The 14,604-nt window shown below is 72.5% G+C and carries 15 protein-coding genes; 7 read left to right on the top strand and 8 right to left on the bottom strand.

Going from position 1 to position 14,604, the window contains the following annotated elements; genetic code table 11:
- The first annotated feature begins 159 nt into the window (after window positions 1-159).
- Both ACZ7FF_RS04920 and serB read left to right on the top strand, forming a co-directional pair.
- On the top strand, window positions 160-1,992 hold the full coding sequence (locus ACZ7FF_RS04920; protein ID WP_470809510.1) for a streptophobe family protein: 1,833 nt from the start codon (window positions 160-162) through the stop codon (window positions 1,990-1,992).
- 419 nt (window positions 1,993-2,411) lie between these two features.
- Window positions 2,412-3,620: a phosphoserine phosphatase SerB gene (gene serB / locus ACZ7FF_RS04915; RefSeq protein ID WP_470809508.1), complete on the top strand. Its 1,209-nt coding sequence runs from the start codon at window positions 2,412-2,414 to the stop codon at window positions 3,618-3,620.
- A gap of 96 nt (window positions 3,621-3,716) precedes the next feature.
- On the opposite strand, the gene ACZ7FF_RS04910 is transcribed toward serB, so the two are convergent.
- The 4 genes from ACZ7FF_RS04910 to ACZ7FF_RS04895 form a co-directional block, all read right to left on the bottom strand.
- Window positions 3,717-4,235, bottom strand: a complete 519-nt coding sequence (locus ACZ7FF_RS04910; RefSeq protein ID WP_470809506.1) for a SixA phosphatase family protein — start codon at window positions 4,233-4,235, stop codon at window positions 3,717-3,719.
- Window positions 4,236-4,313: 78 nt separating this feature from the next.
- Window positions 4,314-4,520 carry a hypothetical protein gene (locus tag ACZ7FF_RS04905; protein ID WP_470809504.1) on the bottom strand — a complete coding sequence of 69 codons (207 nt, stop codon included), beginning with the start codon at window positions 4,518-4,520 and terminating at the stop codon, window positions 4,314-4,316.
- Between the two features lie 170 nt (window positions 4,521-4,690).
- Window positions 4,691-4,810 carry an SGM_5486 family transporter-associated protein gene (locus ACZ7FF_RS04900; RefSeq protein WP_453172273.1) on the bottom strand — a complete coding sequence of 40 codons (120 nt, stop codon included), beginning with the start codon at window positions 4,808-4,810 and terminating at the stop codon, window positions 4,691-4,693.
- 44 nt (window positions 4,811-4,854) lie between these two features.
- The gene (locus tag ACZ7FF_RS04895) at window positions 4,855-6,156 is read right to left on the bottom strand and encodes a CynX/NimT family MFS transporter (protein ID WP_470809598.1); all 1,302 of its coding nucleotides are present in this window, start codon (window positions 6,154-6,156) and stop codon (window positions 4,855-4,857) included.
- A 124-nt stretch (window positions 6,157-6,280) separates the two neighbouring features.
- On the opposite strand from ACZ7FF_RS04895, the gene ACZ7FF_RS04890 reads away from it, so the two are divergent.
- A complete protein-coding gene (locus tag ACZ7FF_RS04890; protein WP_470809503.1) occupies window positions 6,281-6,973 on the top strand; it encodes a FadR/GntR family transcriptional regulator in 693 nt (230 codons plus the stop codon).
- On the opposite strand, the gene ACZ7FF_RS04885 is transcribed toward ACZ7FF_RS04890, so the two are convergent.
- From ACZ7FF_RS04885 to fabG, 3 genes are all read right to left on the bottom strand, one after another.
- Complete coding sequence (locus tag ACZ7FF_RS04885) at window positions 6,951-7,301, bottom strand: hypothetical protein (protein ID WP_470809501.1); 351 nt, start codon at window positions 7,299-7,301, stop codon at window positions 6,951-6,953. The two genes, ACZ7FF_RS04890 and ACZ7FF_RS04885, sit on opposite strands and share 23 nt — an antisense overlap.
- Before the next feature lie 205 nt (window positions 7,302-7,506).
- The gene (gene fabI, locus ACZ7FF_RS04880; protein WP_470809499.1) at window positions 7,507-8,274 is read right to left on the bottom strand and encodes an enoyl-ACP reductase FabI; all 768 of its coding nucleotides are present in this window, start codon (window positions 8,272-8,274) and stop codon (window positions 7,507-7,509) included.
- A 5-nt stretch (window positions 8,275-8,279) separates the two neighbouring features.
- Window positions 8,280-8,984 (bottom strand): 3-oxoacyl-[acyl-carrier-protein] reductase, encoded by a 705-nt coding sequence (gene fabG, locus ACZ7FF_RS04875; RefSeq protein ID WP_470809498.1) that lies wholly within the window; start codon window positions 8,982-8,984, stop codon window positions 8,280-8,282.
- Window positions 8,985-9,233: 249 nt separating this feature from the next.
- On the opposite strand from fabG, the gene ACZ7FF_RS04870 reads away from it, so the two are divergent.
- Genes ACZ7FF_RS04870 through tyrS form a run of 3 tightly spaced genes read left to right on the top strand, consistent with a single transcriptional unit; the run spans window position 9,234 to window position 13,473 of the window.
- Window positions 9,234-10,757 carry a TldD/PmbA family protein gene (locus ACZ7FF_RS04870; RefSeq protein WP_470809496.1) on the top strand — a complete coding sequence of 508 codons (1,524 nt, stop codon included), beginning with the start codon at window positions 9,234-9,236 and terminating at the stop codon, window positions 10,755-10,757.
- A complete protein-coding gene (locus ACZ7FF_RS04865; protein WP_470809495.1) occupies window positions 10,754-12,148 on the top strand; it encodes a metallopeptidase TldD-related protein in 1,395 nt (464 codons plus the stop codon). The genes ACZ7FF_RS04870 and ACZ7FF_RS04865 overlap by 4 nt, the downstream gene beginning before the upstream one ends.
- A gap of 56 nt (window positions 12,149-12,204) precedes the next feature.
- Window positions 12,205-13,473: a tyrosine--tRNA ligase gene (gene tyrS, locus ACZ7FF_RS04860; protein WP_470809494.1), complete on the top strand. Its 1,269-nt coding sequence runs from the start codon at window positions 12,205-12,207 to the stop codon at window positions 13,471-13,473.
- Window positions 13,474-13,565: 92 nt separating this feature from the next.
- Here the strand turns inward: tyrS and ACZ7FF_RS04855 are convergent, their stop codons facing one another.
- Window positions 13,566-13,847 carry a GlsB/YeaQ/YmgE family stress response membrane protein gene (locus ACZ7FF_RS04855; protein WP_470809492.1) on the bottom strand — a complete coding sequence of 94 codons (282 nt, stop codon included), beginning with the start codon at window positions 13,845-13,847 and terminating at the stop codon, window positions 13,566-13,568.
- 244 nt (window positions 13,848-14,091) lie between these two features.
- On the opposite strand from ACZ7FF_RS04855, the gene ACZ7FF_RS04850 reads away from it, so the two are divergent.
- The gene (locus ACZ7FF_RS04850) at window positions 14,092-14,481 is read left to right on the top strand and encodes a DUF3099 domain-containing protein (RefSeq protein WP_470809491.1); all 390 of its coding nucleotides are present in this window, start codon (window positions 14,092-14,094) and stop codon (window positions 14,479-14,481) included.
- Window positions 14,482-14,604 lie beyond the last annotated feature (123 nt).

Raw genomic sequence — 14,604 nt, 5'->3', positions numbered from 1 at the left:
GGCCCGGCCCTCTGACCGAAACCCGGGCCTTGCCACGAGCGCCCTCACGCGCTTCAACTCGCGCCGTTGACGGGGTTGAAACCGGGCCGGAGAGTGGTAATCCCCGCGAGGGGGGACAAGCGCGGCTGCGGTGCCGCGCCGCGGATCGGGGGGTCTGCCATGAGGTCTGCCACGGACGCCGGGCGCGCGGGCCACGGCGGGGCGCTGCCCTGGACGGACGTCCTGCTGTCCGCGATCGCCGCGGTGAGCTGGGCGTTGATAGGGATGGCCGGTACGGCCGCGCTCGGTCTGCATCTGCTCCGTGCCGACGCCGAGGGCTCACTAGGCCCCATGACGGCGGCCGTTGTGGCGCTCGGGGCAGGTGGTTCGGTGTCGCCGTCGGGCGATGTGTCCGCCTTCGGGCTGACCGGCGGCCAGGCGCACACCGCCATCGAGATCACGCCACTCGGGGTGAGCCTGGTCGGTGCGCTGCTGCTGTCGTGGTTCTTCCTGCGGTCGTTGCGCACGGCCTCAGTTGTGATCGCGCCCGCCGAACTCCTCGTCCGCGCGGGCGCGGTGGTCGTGCTCTTCGTGGCGGTACTGGGCGGCCTCGCCTGGGCCGGCCACGACGTCATCACCCTCGACGGCGGCTCGCTCGGCCTCGACCGGCTGCCCGGCTCGGGCGGCAAGGGCGGCGGACTGAACGTTCCCGGGCTCGGCGACGTGAGCGGTCTGCTGCCGGACCGGATCGGCGATCTGATCCACGCCAAGGCCGCGGTCGGCTTCACCGTGGACACCTCGGCCACCCTGCTCGGCGGCCTCGGCTGGTGCGCCGGTGTCCTGCTGGTCGCGCTGCTCGCCTCCCGCCGCACCCCCCTGCCGCCGGGCTGGGGCGCGGTGCACCGGGTGGTACGGCCGGCGGCCTCGGCGCTCGTCACCGTGCTGCTGACGGCCGTGGCGGCCGGGTGCGCGGCGGCGGCTTACGCGGCGATCGGCGACGACCATCCCCGGCGGATCGCCGGTGCGGCGCTGCTCGGCGCGCCGAACGGCGTCTGGCTCGGCATCCCCCTCGGTCTGTTCGTCCCCTGGGACGGCAGGGCCACGGGTGAACTCGGCAAGGTGCTCCCGCACCCGCTGGACCAGTTGCTCAGCGCGCGTTCCGACCAGCCGGTGACGGTGGGCCGGCTGGCGGACCTGGACGGGCGGGTGTGGCTGCTGGTGGTGGCGGCGGTCGTCATGATGCTGCTCGCCGGGGTGCTGACGGCCGTACGCACGCCGGTGGCCCCACCCGCCGACGGCGCCCTGGGCCTGGCCGGCCGCTGCGCGCTGCGGCTCGGTGTCACGACCGCCCTCGCCCTGCCCCTGCTGGCCTGGCTGACGGACGTGTCCGCGAGCGCCTCCCTGTCCGTCCTCGGCTTCGACGCCTTCGGCGCGGGCATCGAACTGCACGGCCACCTGGGCATGGCGCTCCTCCTGGGCGCCCTGTGGGGCGCGGGGGCGGGAGCGGCCGGAGCGCTGCTGGCCCGGGCGACCGGGGCGGCGGGAACCCGCGCGACGTGGGCGGCACGGAGCGGGGTGGGGCTCTGGGCGGGGGTTGAGGGAGGTGGGGGCGGCGGAGGTGGGGGCGGCGGTGCGGCCGGTGCAGACCGTGCCCGCGGTGTCGGCGATGCCGGCAGTGTCGGCGGTGTGGATCGTGTCGGCGGTGCCGAGGACGGCGGCGACGCCGGTCCCTACGTGCCTCGCAGGCCGTACCGGCCGCCGAACCCGGACGCCAACCCCTACCTCCAGGTGCCTGAGCAGGTGCGCCAGGAGCCGCGGGACGCCCCGCCGCCGACCGGGAACGACATGTACGGCGCCCCGACCATCGCCCGTCCGCTCGGCCCGGCTCCCCCACGTCCCCGGCGCCGTCCGGCGCCCCGGCCGGGTGAACGCCCTCAGGGCCCGGACGGCTCCGAGTGGCCCCCGCCGCCTCCCCCACCACCCCCTCCGGGGAGGCCGCCGCGGCGCGGCTGAACCGTCAGGCGCCGGCTTCGCGGCGGCTCCGTGACCCCGGAGTGAGCGCGGCGGCTCGCGGACACCGGTCGGCGTGCGGGGCCTGCCGGGGTCGGTAAGGCACGCACCGACACGGAAGCGGCTCCGGAGGCGGGGAACGGCGTGCCGGCGCCGTGGGCTCCGGTGCGTGCGCCGTGCCGCGCGGAGCCGGGCGGGCCGCGTTCCGGTGGCCCGGGTGGCCGTACGGGGCTGCCCCCGGGGCGCGGCCGTGGGAGAGTCGTGGTGGAGCCGCGCGCGGCGGTGCGCGAGGGGGCGTACCGTCTTCCGGCGGGTCTCCCCCTGGCAAGATCCACGACATCGGACCGCCACTCATTGTTCCGTGTCCGTCAGGCGGACCTCGGCGGCGTGCGGCACTGGGTGCCGGATACGGTGGTGACACCATGAGCGCTTCGCAGACTCCCGAGGTTCCCACTCTCCTCGTCAAGATCTTCGGCAAGGACCGGCCGGGCATCACGGCCGGCCTCTTCGACACGCTTGCCGCCTACTCCGTCGACGTGGTCGACATCGAGCAGGTCGTCACCCGGGGCCGCCTGGTGCTGTGCGCGCTGGTCAGCCAGCCGCCCACCGGCGTGGAGGGCGACCTGCGGGCCACCGTGCACAGCTGGGCCGAGTCGATGAAGATGCAGGCGGAGATCATCTCGGGGCGGGGCGACAACCGTCCCCGCGGCCTCGGCCGCTCCCTGGTGACCGTCCTCGGCCATCCGCTCACCGCCGAGTCGACCGCCGCCATCGCCGCCCGTATCGCGAAGGCCGGCGGCAACATCGACCGCATCTTCCGGCTCGCCAAGTACCCGGTGACCGCCGTGGAGTTCGCCGTCTCGGGTGTGGAGACCGAGCCGCTGCGCACGGCCCTGGCCTCGGACGCGGCGGCACTGGGTGTCGACGTCGCGGTCGTCTCGGCGGGCCTGCACCGGCGCGCACAGCGGCTGGTGGTCATGGACGTGGACTCCACCCTGATCCAGGACGAGGTCATCGAGCTCTTCGCCGCGCACGCGGGCTGCGAAGACAAGGTCGCCGAGGTGACGGCGGCGGCGATGCGGGGCGAGCTGGACTTCGAGCAGTCGCTGCACGCGCGGGTGGCCCTGCTGGCGGGGCTGGACGCCTCGGTGGTGGAGAAGGTGCGCAACGAGGTCCGGCTGACCCCGGGCGCGCGCACCCTGATCCGCACGCTGAAGCGGCTGGGCTACCAGGTGGGTGTCGTCTCGGGTGGGTTCACGCAGGTCACGGACGATCTGAAGGAGCGGCTGGGGCTCGACTTCGCCCAGGCCAACACGCTGGAGATCGTCGACGGAAGGCTGACCGGCCGGGTCACCGGCGAGATCGTGGACCGGGCGGGCAAGGCCCGGCTGCTGCGCCGGTTCGCCGCCGAGGCCGGGGTGCCGCTGTCCCAGACGGTGGCGATCGGTGACGGCGCCAACGACCTGGACATGCTGAACGCGGCCGGCCTCGGTGTCGCCTTCAACGCCAAGCCGGTGGTCCGCGAGGCGGCGCACACGGCGGTGAACTTCCCGTTCCTCGACACGGTCCTCTACCTCCTCGGCGTCACCCGGGAAGAGGTCGAGGCGGCCGACACCCACGACGAGGGCTGAACCGGAGCGGCGGACGCGGAAGGGCCCGGCCGCCCCTGGGGTGCCGGGCCCTTCGCCGTGCCGGGTGCGCCGTGCGCTACGGCGTCGGGCTCCGGGTCACTCCGAGGGCGCCCAGTAGTCCGCGAGGGTGGCCACGCCCGGCTCCAGGCTCTTCCAGGGGCCGTCGAAGGTCAGGAGCGCGAAGGCGGCGGCCGGGAAGCCGCGGCTGTTCATCCGGTCCCGGGCGTCGCCCTCGGCGGAGCCGGCCAGGATGTCGGCGAGGCCGTGCACGCCCGGGTTGTGGCCGATCAGGATCACGTTCCTGACATCGTCCGGGACCTCGTTCAGCACGGCGATCAGTTCACCGGGCGAGGCCTCGTAGACCCGCTCCTCGTAGACGGTCTTCGGCCGGTGGGTCAGTTCGTGGACGGCGAACTTCCAGGTCTCGCGGGTCCGGGTCGCGGTGGAGCAGACGGCCAGGTCGAAGGTGATGCCGGTGTCGGTCAGCTTGCGTCCGGCGACCGCGGCGTCCTTGCGGCCCCGCTCGGCGAGCGGGCGCTCGTGGTCGGACACCTGGGGCCAGTCGGCTTTCGCATGCCGGAAGAGGGCGATCCTGCGGGGTTCTGCGACGCTCATGGGTCCCAGCTTCGCATGAAACAGGCCACGTGGCGCAGGGAGTTGACATGCGGATTCGCCGCCCGAGGGGGCTCCTGGTCAGCGCGCGAGGACCTGCTGGACGCGCTCGAAGAGGTGGGCGACGGCCGGGCCGTCACTCGCCGCGTGCGCGTCCGCCGGGTTGAGTATCAGCAGCAGCAGTGTGATGAAGGCGAGCGCGGGCAGGGCGAGGGCCCACCAGGGCAGCCGGATGTCGACGCCGCCCGAGGTCGCCGGGTGGGGCCGGGAGTGGGTGCGGGCCGGCATGATCGCCTCCGGGGGTCTCCGAGTGGGCCGGTGACCGCCTCGCGCGGCCACCTCTCGAAGCTACGGAATCCGGTGCCGCCAACCCATCCGGAGTTCCACCCAGTTGACCCTGACCCTTTCCCCCTAGGGGATGGTGGGGACAGCCCCAGCATCCGCCGCGAGGGTGGCCGTCACGGGGACGCGAGGGTCGCGATGACGGCGATGATCACGAAGATGGCGAAGAACGAGCCGAAGACGATCAGCATCTTCTTCTGGCCGTTCTGCGGGTTCGGCTCGAGCACAGGCTGCATGCGCACAGTCTCGCACCCTTGCCCCGCTTCCGTGCCCGCGGGGGTCAGCGCCCGGCCGTGTCGGCCGCCGCCGTACCGGCCGCCTCGTCCTCCACCGTGCGGTCGCGGCCGGCCATGAAGCCCACCGCCATCTGGGGCAGCATCAGGCCCGCCATCAGGGCGATCGGCAGGCCCCAGCCGCCGCTGTGCTGGTAGAGCACGCCGACCAGGAGCGGGCCGGGGATGGAGATCAGATAGCCGGTGCTCTGCGCGAAGGCGGACAGCTGGGCCACGCCCGGGCCGCTGCGGGCCCGCATGCCGACCATGGTGAGCGCCAGCGGGAAGGCACAGTTGGCGACGCCGAGCAGCACCGCCCAGGCCCAGGATCCGGCGGCCGGGGCGAAGTACAGGCCGGCGTACCCGGCGAGCCCGCACACGCCCAGTACCAGCACGATCGGGCCCTGATGGGGCAGCCGGGCGGCGACGCGCGGGATGACGAAGGCCAGCGGCACGCCCATCACCATGGTGACGGCGAGCAGCAGGCCCGCGGTGCCCGCCGGGACGCCGGCGTCCCGGAAGATCTGGGCCATCCAGCCCATGGTGATGTAGGCGGCGGTGGCCTGGAGGCCGAAGAAGACGGCGAGCGCCCAGGCGGTGCGGCTGCGGGCCATCCGCAGCGGGGGCTGGTCCTGCCGGGCAGCGGGCGAGGGTCCCGGCTCCTCGGCGGGAGCGGTGCCGCGCTCCCGCACCAGCGGCAGCCAGGGCAGGACGGCCGCGGCGGCGACGGCCGCCCAGACGGCGAGTCCGGACTTCCAGTTGCCGCCCATGGCGTCGGTCAGCGGCACGGTCACCGCGGCGGCGAGCGAGGTGCCGAGGGCGAGGGCCATCGAGTAGAGGCCGGTCATGGAGCCGACCCGGTCGGGGAACCAGCGCTTGACGATGACCGGCATCAGCACGTTGCTGACGGCGATGCCCATCAGGGCGAGCGCGCTGGCGGCCAGGAAGCCGCCGGTGCTCCCGACGTACGGGCGTATCAGCAGGCCCGCGGTGATGGCGGCCATGCCGGCGCACACCACGGCGCCCGGTCCGAAGCGGCGGGCCAGGCGGGGCGCGGTCACGCCGAAGACTGCGAAGCACAGCGGGGGCACGGAGGTGAGCAGCCCGGCCACGCTGCCGCTCATGCCGAGCCCGCCGCGGACCTCCTCCAGGAGGGCGCCGAGGCTCGTGATGGCGGGGCGGAGGTTGAGCGCGGACAGCACGATGCCGACGATCACCAGACGGATCATCCACGGGCGCGCCGGCGCCGCGCCGGGTTTCCTCTCGTCTGTGCTCGCCGCGGCTCCCGTACCGCGTCCGGTCGGTGTCATCGCCGTACGGGTGTCCACTGTCCGCATTTCCTCACCAGCCATGAGACCCATCATAGAATCATGGGATGATTGACTGTCCATCCCCGGGGCGTCCGCGCCCGGGTCCCTCGTGCGAAGGTGTGCCATGCCCCTGAGCCACCCGCGCCGATCGGCGCTGTCCGAGCAGGTCATCGCCGCGCTCCGCAACCAGATCACCTCCGGCGAGTGGCCGGTGGGCGCACGCATTCCGACCGAGCCGGAACTGGTCGAGCAGCTCGGGGTCGCCCGCAACACGGTCCGCGAGGCCGTCCGCGCACTCGCCCACAACGGTCTGCTGGACATCCGGCAGGGCTCGGGCACCTATGTCGTGGCGACGAGCGAGCTGGCCGGCGTGATGCACCGCCGGTTCGCCGGCGCGGACCCGCGGCACATCGCCGAACTGCGCTCGACGCTGGAGTCCGCCGCCGCCAAGCTCGCCGCCGAGCGGCGCACCGAGAAGGACCTCAAGCAGCTGGACGCGCTGCTGGCGCGGCGCGAGGAGGCCTGGGAGACGGGCGAGGCGGAGGCCTTCGTGACGGCCGACGCCACGTTCCACCTCGCCGTGGTGGCCGCTTCCCACAACGACGTCATGACGGCGATGTACGCGGACCTCGGCGAGGTGATGCGGGACTGGCTGCGCGCGGACGTCGGTGCGGAGCTGACACCGGAGACGTACATGGACCACACACGGCTCATGGACGCGATCCGCACGGGTGACGCCGAGGCGGCGGAGGAAGAGGCCGCGGGCTATCCGTTCCAGTGCCGTCCGGGCAGGATCAGCCCACCTTCTGGTGGCTGATCCACGCCGAGCCGACCTCCTTCCAGCACCGTCCGGAGAGCCGTACGGTCATGGCGGGCGGGGTGTCCGCCGGAGCGCTGTCGACGTCGATGTCCCACCAGCGGGCGCACTCGATGTGCAGCCGGACGCGGTCGGTGTCGGCATAGGGGTTGTGGCAGTAGGCGATCACGTGGGAGCCGTGCACGGCCGTACGGCAGGCGGCGCCGAACAGGTCCGGCGCGGGCGGCTTCCCGTCGCCCGCGCGCGCGTGGGGCATCGCTTCGTACGGCAGGGACAGCACGAGGGCCAGGGCCACGGTCAGCGGGGCCAGACTGCGGGACAGGCGCACAAAGGGACCTCCTCGGCCGCGCTGCGGAGGGACACGCCGGATGAACGCGTAATCAGCGTGCGCCGCCCGGTCGGCGGGGCGCCCGGCCGGTGGCCCGAACGGGTGACGGGCCCGGCACGGGCGAGGCCCGCACCCCGGGCGGGGTGCGGGCCTCTTCGCTCACGGGCCTCGTCGGTCCGCGCCGGCCGCGAAGCGGCCGTGGTGGTCAGGCACCGATGGCGTGCAGACCGCCGTCGACGTGGACGATCTCGCCGGTGGTCTTCGGGAACCAGTCGCTGAGCAGGGCGACGACACCGCGGCCGGCCGGCTCGGGGTCCTTCAGGTCCCACTCCAGCGGGGAGCGGCTGTCCCACACGGAGGCCAGCTCGCTGAAGCCCGGGATGGACTTGGCGGCCATGGAGCCGATCGGGCCCGCCGAGACGAGGTTGCAGCGGATGTTCTGCTTGCCCAGGTCGCGCGCCATGTAACGGCTGGTGGCCTCCAGGGCGGCCTTGGCCGGGCCCATCCAGTCGTACTGCGGCCACGCGAACTGCGCGTCGAAGGTGAGGCCGACGACCGAGCCGCCGTTCTGCATCAGCGGCAGGCAGGCCATCGTCAGCGACTTCAGCGAGTACGCCGAGACGTGCATGGCGGTGGCCACCGACTCGAACGGCGTGTTCAGGAAGTTGCCGCCGAGCGCGTCCTGCGGCGCGAAGCCGATGGAGTGCACGACGCCGTCGAGGCCGCCCAGCTCCTCGCCGACCACGTCGGCCAGCCGGCCGAGGTGCTCGTCGTTGGTGACGTCCAGCTCGATGACCTTGGTCGGCTTCGGCAGCTTCCTGGCGATGCGCTCGGTCAGCGTGGGCCGCGGGAACGCGGTGAGGATGATCTCGGCACCCTGCTCCTGCGCGAGCTTGGCGGTGTGGAAGGCGATGGAGGACTCCATCAGCACCCCGGTGATCAGGACGCGCTTGCCCTCGAGGATTCCGCTCATGTTGATCAGTGACCCATTCCCAGTCCGCCGTCAACGGGGATGACGGCTCCAGTGATGTACGAGGCGTCGTCCGAGGCGAGGAACCGCACCGTCGCGGCGATCTCCTCCGGCTGCGCGTAACGGCCCAGCGGCACCTGCGACACGATGTTCGCGCGCTGCTCGTCGCTGAGCACCTTGGTCATGTCGGTGTCGACGAAGCCGGGCGCGACGACGTTGAAGGTGAGGTTGCGCGAACCCAGCTCACGGGCGAGGGAGCGCGCGAAGCCGATCAGGGCGGCCTTGGAGGCGGCGTAGTTCGCCTGCCCCGCCGAGCCCAGCAGTCCGACCACGGAGGAGATCAGGACGACGCGGCCCTTCTTGGCGCGCAGCATGCCGCGGTTGGCACGCTTGACGACGCGGAAGGTACCGGTGAGGTTGGTGTCGATGACCGAGGTGAAGTCCTCCTCGGACATGCGCAACAGGAGCTGGTCCCTGGTGACGCCGGCGTTGGCGACGAGGACCTCGACCGGACCGTGCTGGTCCTCGATCTCCTTGTAGGCCTGCTCCACCTGCTCCGGGTCCGTTATGTCGCACTTGACGGCGAGGAAACCGGCCGGCGGCTCACCCGAGCGGTACGTGATCGCGACCTTGTCCCCGGCGTCGGCGAATGCCCGGGCGATGGCGAGGCCGATGCCCCGGTTGCCTCCGGTGACGAGAACCGAGCGGCTCAACGGATCACCCTTTCGATAGCGGTCTGCAGATGTCCGACAACCCGCCCGAACACCTGGATGACAGGCGGCTTCCTCGAAAACCTATCGGTACCGCCGTGCCCGTGGGCAATCGGGCACCGACAGTGGCGCGGGACAGTCCCTGTCGGATCCCTACAGAATGTGCCGGTCCGGAAGCGAAAGGGTGTGGTCCCCCGGGCCGCCCGCGCGACATGATCGGATCCGACAGGCCACGACAGCAGGGAGACCTCGGTGCCTCATTCCATCGACGAAGCCTTCACGGCGCTGCCGCTCAGGGCCCTGGCCGACGCCGCGCTCGCCCGCGCGCGTGCGCTCGGGGCCGAGCACGCGGACTTCCGGTTCGAGCGGGTGCGCAGCGCCTCCTGGCGGCTGCGGGACGCCAAGCCTGCGGGGTCGTCGGACACCACCGACCTCGGGTACGCGGTCCGGGTCGTGCACGGCGGTACGTGGGGGTTCGCGTCCGGGGTGGACCTGACCATGGACGCGGCCGCCAGGGTGGCCGCGCAGGCGGTCGCCATGGCCAAGCTCTCCGCGCAGGTGATCAAGGCGGCGGGCTCGCAGGAGCGGGTGGAGCTCGCCGACGAGCCGGTGCACGCGGACCGGACGTGGGTCTCCTCGTACGACATCGACCCGTTCTCGGTGCCCGCCGAGGAGAAGGCGGGGCTGCTGGCGGAGTGGAGCGCGCGGCTGCTGGCGGCGAACGGCGTCAACCACGTGGACGCCTCGCTGCTCACCGTGCACGAGAACAAGTTCTACGCCGACACGGCCGGCACGGTGACCACCCAGCAGCGGGTCCGGCTGCACCCGCAGCTCACGGCCGTGTCGGTCGACGAGTCGAGCGGGGAGTTCGACTCCATGCGGACCATCGCGCCGCCCGTGGGGCGTGGCTGGGAGTACCTGACCGGCACCGGCTGGGACTGGGACGCGGAGCTTGAGCAGATCCCGGGGCTGCTCGCCGAGAAGATGCGGGCGCCGAGCGTGGAGCCCGGCCTGTACGACCTGGTCGTCGACCCGTCCAACCTGTGGCTGACCATCCACGAGTCCATCGGGCACGCGACGGAGCTGGACCGGGCGCTGGGCTACGAGGCCGCCTACGCCGGCACCTCCTTCGCCACCTTCGACCAGCTCGGCAAGCTGGCGTACGGCTCGGAGCTGATGAACGTCACCGGCGACCGCACCGCCGAGCACGGGCTCGCGACCGTCGGGTACGACGACGAGGGCGTCGAGGCGCAGTCCTGGGACCTGGTGAAGGACGGCACGCTGGTGGGCTACCAGCTGGACCGCAGGATCGCCCGGCTGACCGGTTTCGAGCGGTCCAACGGGTGCGCGTTCGCCGACTCCCCCGGGCATGTGCCGGTGCAGCGCATGGCCAACGTGTCGCTGCGGCCGGACCCCGCGGGGCTGTCCACCGAGGGCCTGATCGGAGGCGTGGACCGGGGCATCTACGTGGTCGGCGACCGGTCCTGGTCGATCGACATGCAGCGGTACAACTTCCAGTTCACCGGGCAGCGCTTCTTCCGGATCGAGAACGGGCGGATCACCGGGCAGCTGAAGGACGTCGCCTACCAGGCGACGACCACCGACTTCTGGGGGTCGATGGCGGCGGTGGGCGGTCCGGGGACCTATGTGCTCGGCGGCGCCTTCAACTGCGGCAAGGCCCAGCCGGGCCAGGTCGCCGCCGTGTCCCACGGCTGCCCCTCGGCCCTCTTCCGGGGCGTCAACATCCTCAACACCACGCAGGAGGCCGGTCGATGAGCGCCCGTTCCAACAAGCCGCACGAGGTCGTCGAGCAGGCCCTCGCGCTGTCCCGGGCCGACGGCTGCGTCGTCATCGCGGACGAGCACTCCACCGCCAACCTGCGCTGGGCGGGCAACGCGCTCACCACGAACGGTGTGACGCGGGGCCGTACGCTCACGGTGATCGCGACCGTGGACGGCGCGGAGGGCACGGCCTCCGGCGTCGTCTCGCGCTCGGCCGTCACGGCCGAGGAGCTGGAGCCGCTGGTGCGCGCCGCCGAGCGGGCGGCGCGCGGGGCCGGGCCCGCCGAGGACGCGCAGCCCCTGGTCACGGACGTGCCGCAGGCGCCGGACTTCGCGGACGCGCCCGCCGAGACCTCCTCCGCGGTGTTCGCCGACTTCGCCCCGGCGCTCGGCGAGGCCTTCGCACGCGCGCGGGCCGGCGGCCGGGAACTGTACGGCTTCGCCAACCACGAGCTGGTGTCGACGTACGTGGGGACGTCCACGGGCCTGCGGCTGCGGCACGACCAGCCGACCGGCACCCTGGAGCTGAACGCCAAGTCGCCCGACCGCACGCGATCGGCCTGGGCCGGCCGCTCCACCCGTGACTTCAAGGACGTCGACCCGGGCGCCCTCGACGCCGAGCTGGCCGTGCGCCTGGGCTGGGCCGAGCGGCGCGTGGAGCTGCCCGCGGGCCGCTACGAGACGCTGCTGCCGCCGACCGCGGTCGCCGACCTGCTGATCTACCAGCTGTGGTCGGCCTCGGGCCGGGACGCGGCCGAGGGACGCACGGTGTTCTCCCGGCCGGGCGGCGGCACCCGGATCGGCGAGAAGCTCTCCGAGCTGCCCCTGAACCTGCGCAGCGACCCGAACGAGCCGGGCCTGGAGTGCGCGCCCTTCGTGGTCGCCCACTCCTCCGGCGGCGACCAGTCGGTGTTCGACAACGGCCTGCCGACGCGCGCCACCGACTGGATCGGCGAGGGCGGGCTCAGGCACCTGACGACGACCCGGCACAGCGCCGCCCTGACCGGGCTGCCGGTCGCGCCGGCGCCGGGGAACCTGATCCTGGACGGCGGGAACGACCGCTCCCTGGAGGAGATGGTCGCGGACACCGGGCGCGGGCTGCTGCTGACCTGCCTGTGGTACATCCGCGAGGTGGACCCGGCGACGCTGCTGCTCACGGGCCTGACCCGGGACGGCGTCTACCTCGTGGAGAACGGCGAGGTGACCGGCCAGGTGAACAACTTCCGGTTCAACGAGTCGCCGGTGGAGCTGCTGCGGCGGGCCACCGAGGCGGGCCGCACCGAGCGGACGCTGCCGCGCGAGTGGAGCGACTGGTTCACCCGGGCCGCGATGCCGGCGCTGCGGGTCCCCGATTTCAACATGAGTTCTGTCAGTCAGGGCGTATAACCTCGTAGTCGGCTGTCACCCGACTGCCCCATGATCACCTAGGAGACACGAGAACCGTGACGGACATCGTCGACGAACTGAAGTGGCGGGGGCTGATCGCCCTCTCCACGGACGAGGACGCACTGCGCAAGGCGTTCGCGGACGGTCCCGTCACGTTCTATTGCGGCTTCGACCCGACCGCGCCCAGTCTGCACCTCGGCAACCTGGTGCAGATCCTGACGATGCGCCGCATCCAGCAGGCGGGTCACCGCCCGCTGGGCCTGGTCGGGGGGGCCACCGGTCTGATCGGTGACCCGAAGCCCACCGCGGAGCGCACGCTGAACGCGCCGGAGACCGTCGCCCAGTGGGTGGAGCGGCTGCGCGCGCAGATCGAGCCGCTGCTGGACTTCGAGGGCCCGAACGCCGCGGTGATGGTCAACAACCTGGACTGGACCCAGGGCCTGTCGGCCATCGAGTTCCTGCGGGACATCGGCAAGCACTTCAGGGTCAACAAGATGATCGCCAAGGAGGCCGTCTCCCGGCGGCTCAACTCCGACGCGGGCATCAGCTACACCGAGTTCAGCTACCAGATCCTGCAGGGCATGGACTTCCTGGAGCTGTACCGGCGCTACGGCTGCACCCTGCAGACCGGCGGCAGCGACCAGTGGGGCAACCTCACCTCCGGCACCGACCTGATCCACCGGACCGAGCCGGACGCCGTGGTGCACGCGCTCGGCACCCCGCTGATCACCAAGGCGGACGGCACCAAGTTCGGCAAGACCGAGTCGGGCACGGTGTGGCTCGACCCCGAGATGACCACGCCGTACGCGTTCTACCAGTTCTGGGTCAACGCCGACGACCGGGACGTCTCGAAGTTCCTGCGCATCTTCAGCTTCCGCTCGCGCGAGGAGATCGAGGAGCTGGAGCGGCAGACCGAGGAGCGTCCGCAGGCCCGGGCCGCGCAGCGCGCGCTCGCCGAGGAGCTGACGACGCTGGTGCACGGCGCCGAGCAGACGGCCGCGGTGATCGCCGCGTCCAAGGCGCTGTTCGGCCAGGGTGAGCTGGCGGAGTTGGACGAGCGGACGCTGGCTTCCGCGCTGTCCGAGCTGCCGCACGTCCGGGTGGCCGAGCCTGGTCAGGTGGTGGATCTGTTCGCCGAGGTCGGACTGGTCGCCAGCAAGTCCGCGGCGCGGCGGACCGTGAAGGAGGGCGGGGCCTACGTGAACAACGTCAAGGTCGCCGCCGAGGACGCCGTCGTGGGGCGGGAGGAGCTGCTGCACGGTCGCTGGCTGGTGCTGCGGCGCGGCAAGCGGAACCTGGCCGCGGTCGAGGTCACGGGCGCATGACACCGTAGGGGCGTGGGGGTCCGCGGGGTACGGCGTTCGCCGCTCCTTCGCGCGCGACCCCCGCGCCCCGCTTGGGTCGGGGCGCCGCCTGCTCAGGCCTGCTGCTGTTTGCGCTTGCCCAGGGTCGCCATGTAGAGGGCGTCGACCACGGCCACGATGATGATCGCCGCCACGATCTGGAAGATGTGCCGGCTCCAGTCGATGCCCCGGGTCGTCTCGACGCCGAGGGCACGGGCGACGGCGTTGCCCGCGATGGCGCCGAGCATGCCGCAGATGGTGGTCAGCCAGAGCGGGCTGTGCTGCTTGCCCGGGATGACCGCCTTGGCGATGAGGCCCAGCACGAATCCCACGATGATCGCCCACAACCAGCCCATGGCTGCCTCCTCGTACGGATCGACGTGAGCATCACGGTCAGTGTGGGTCGGTCCGCCGTACGGCGCATGTCGGGTTCCCGCGTGCGCGCCGGGGCGGCCGCGTCGTCGCTGGCAGGGGGCGACCCGGTCTCGTCGGCGGCGCGGCCGCGGCGTAACGTGGAGTTGTTCCGGCGGTGGTTCCCCGCCGCGCCGGACGAGGTGCGGACCGGGGGAAGAGTCCGATGCGGGCGGATGGTGGAAAGTGATGCGGAAACAGCACGACGGCAACGTCCAGGTGTTCCGGATCACGGGAGCCCGGACGGGACTCGCCGAGGACGTGCGCGGCCGGCAGCGGCGGTACGTGATCTCGATGACGATCCGCACCATGGCCGTGATCCTCGCGGCCACGCTGTGGAACGTCGAGCGGTACGTGGCGATCGTGGCCCTGGTGGCCGGTGCGGTCCTGCCCTACATCGCCGTGGTGATCGCGAACGCGGGCCGTGAGAGGCCGCCCTCTCTTCCCTCGACGTTCGTCACCGTGCCCATGCGCCCGATGATCACGTCGCGCCGGGCGGAGGACGAACAGGCGGAGGCCGACGACGTGCCGACGAATCCGGCGGCCGGTGTGCACGGTGAGCGGCCCGACCCCGGGTGACCACGTCGGACGTGGCGGAAGCGGAACGCGACCCCCCGTCAAGCTCAAGAAAAGCTCAGATCAATCGTGCAGTTCCGCTGCCGGTCGGCGGGTGACCCGTGACATACTGCGTACGCGCTCCGC

Source organism: Streptomyces sp. NPDC037126, from assembly GCF_055605965.1.
This window is presented reverse-complemented; position numbering and strand designations above follow the sequence as displayed.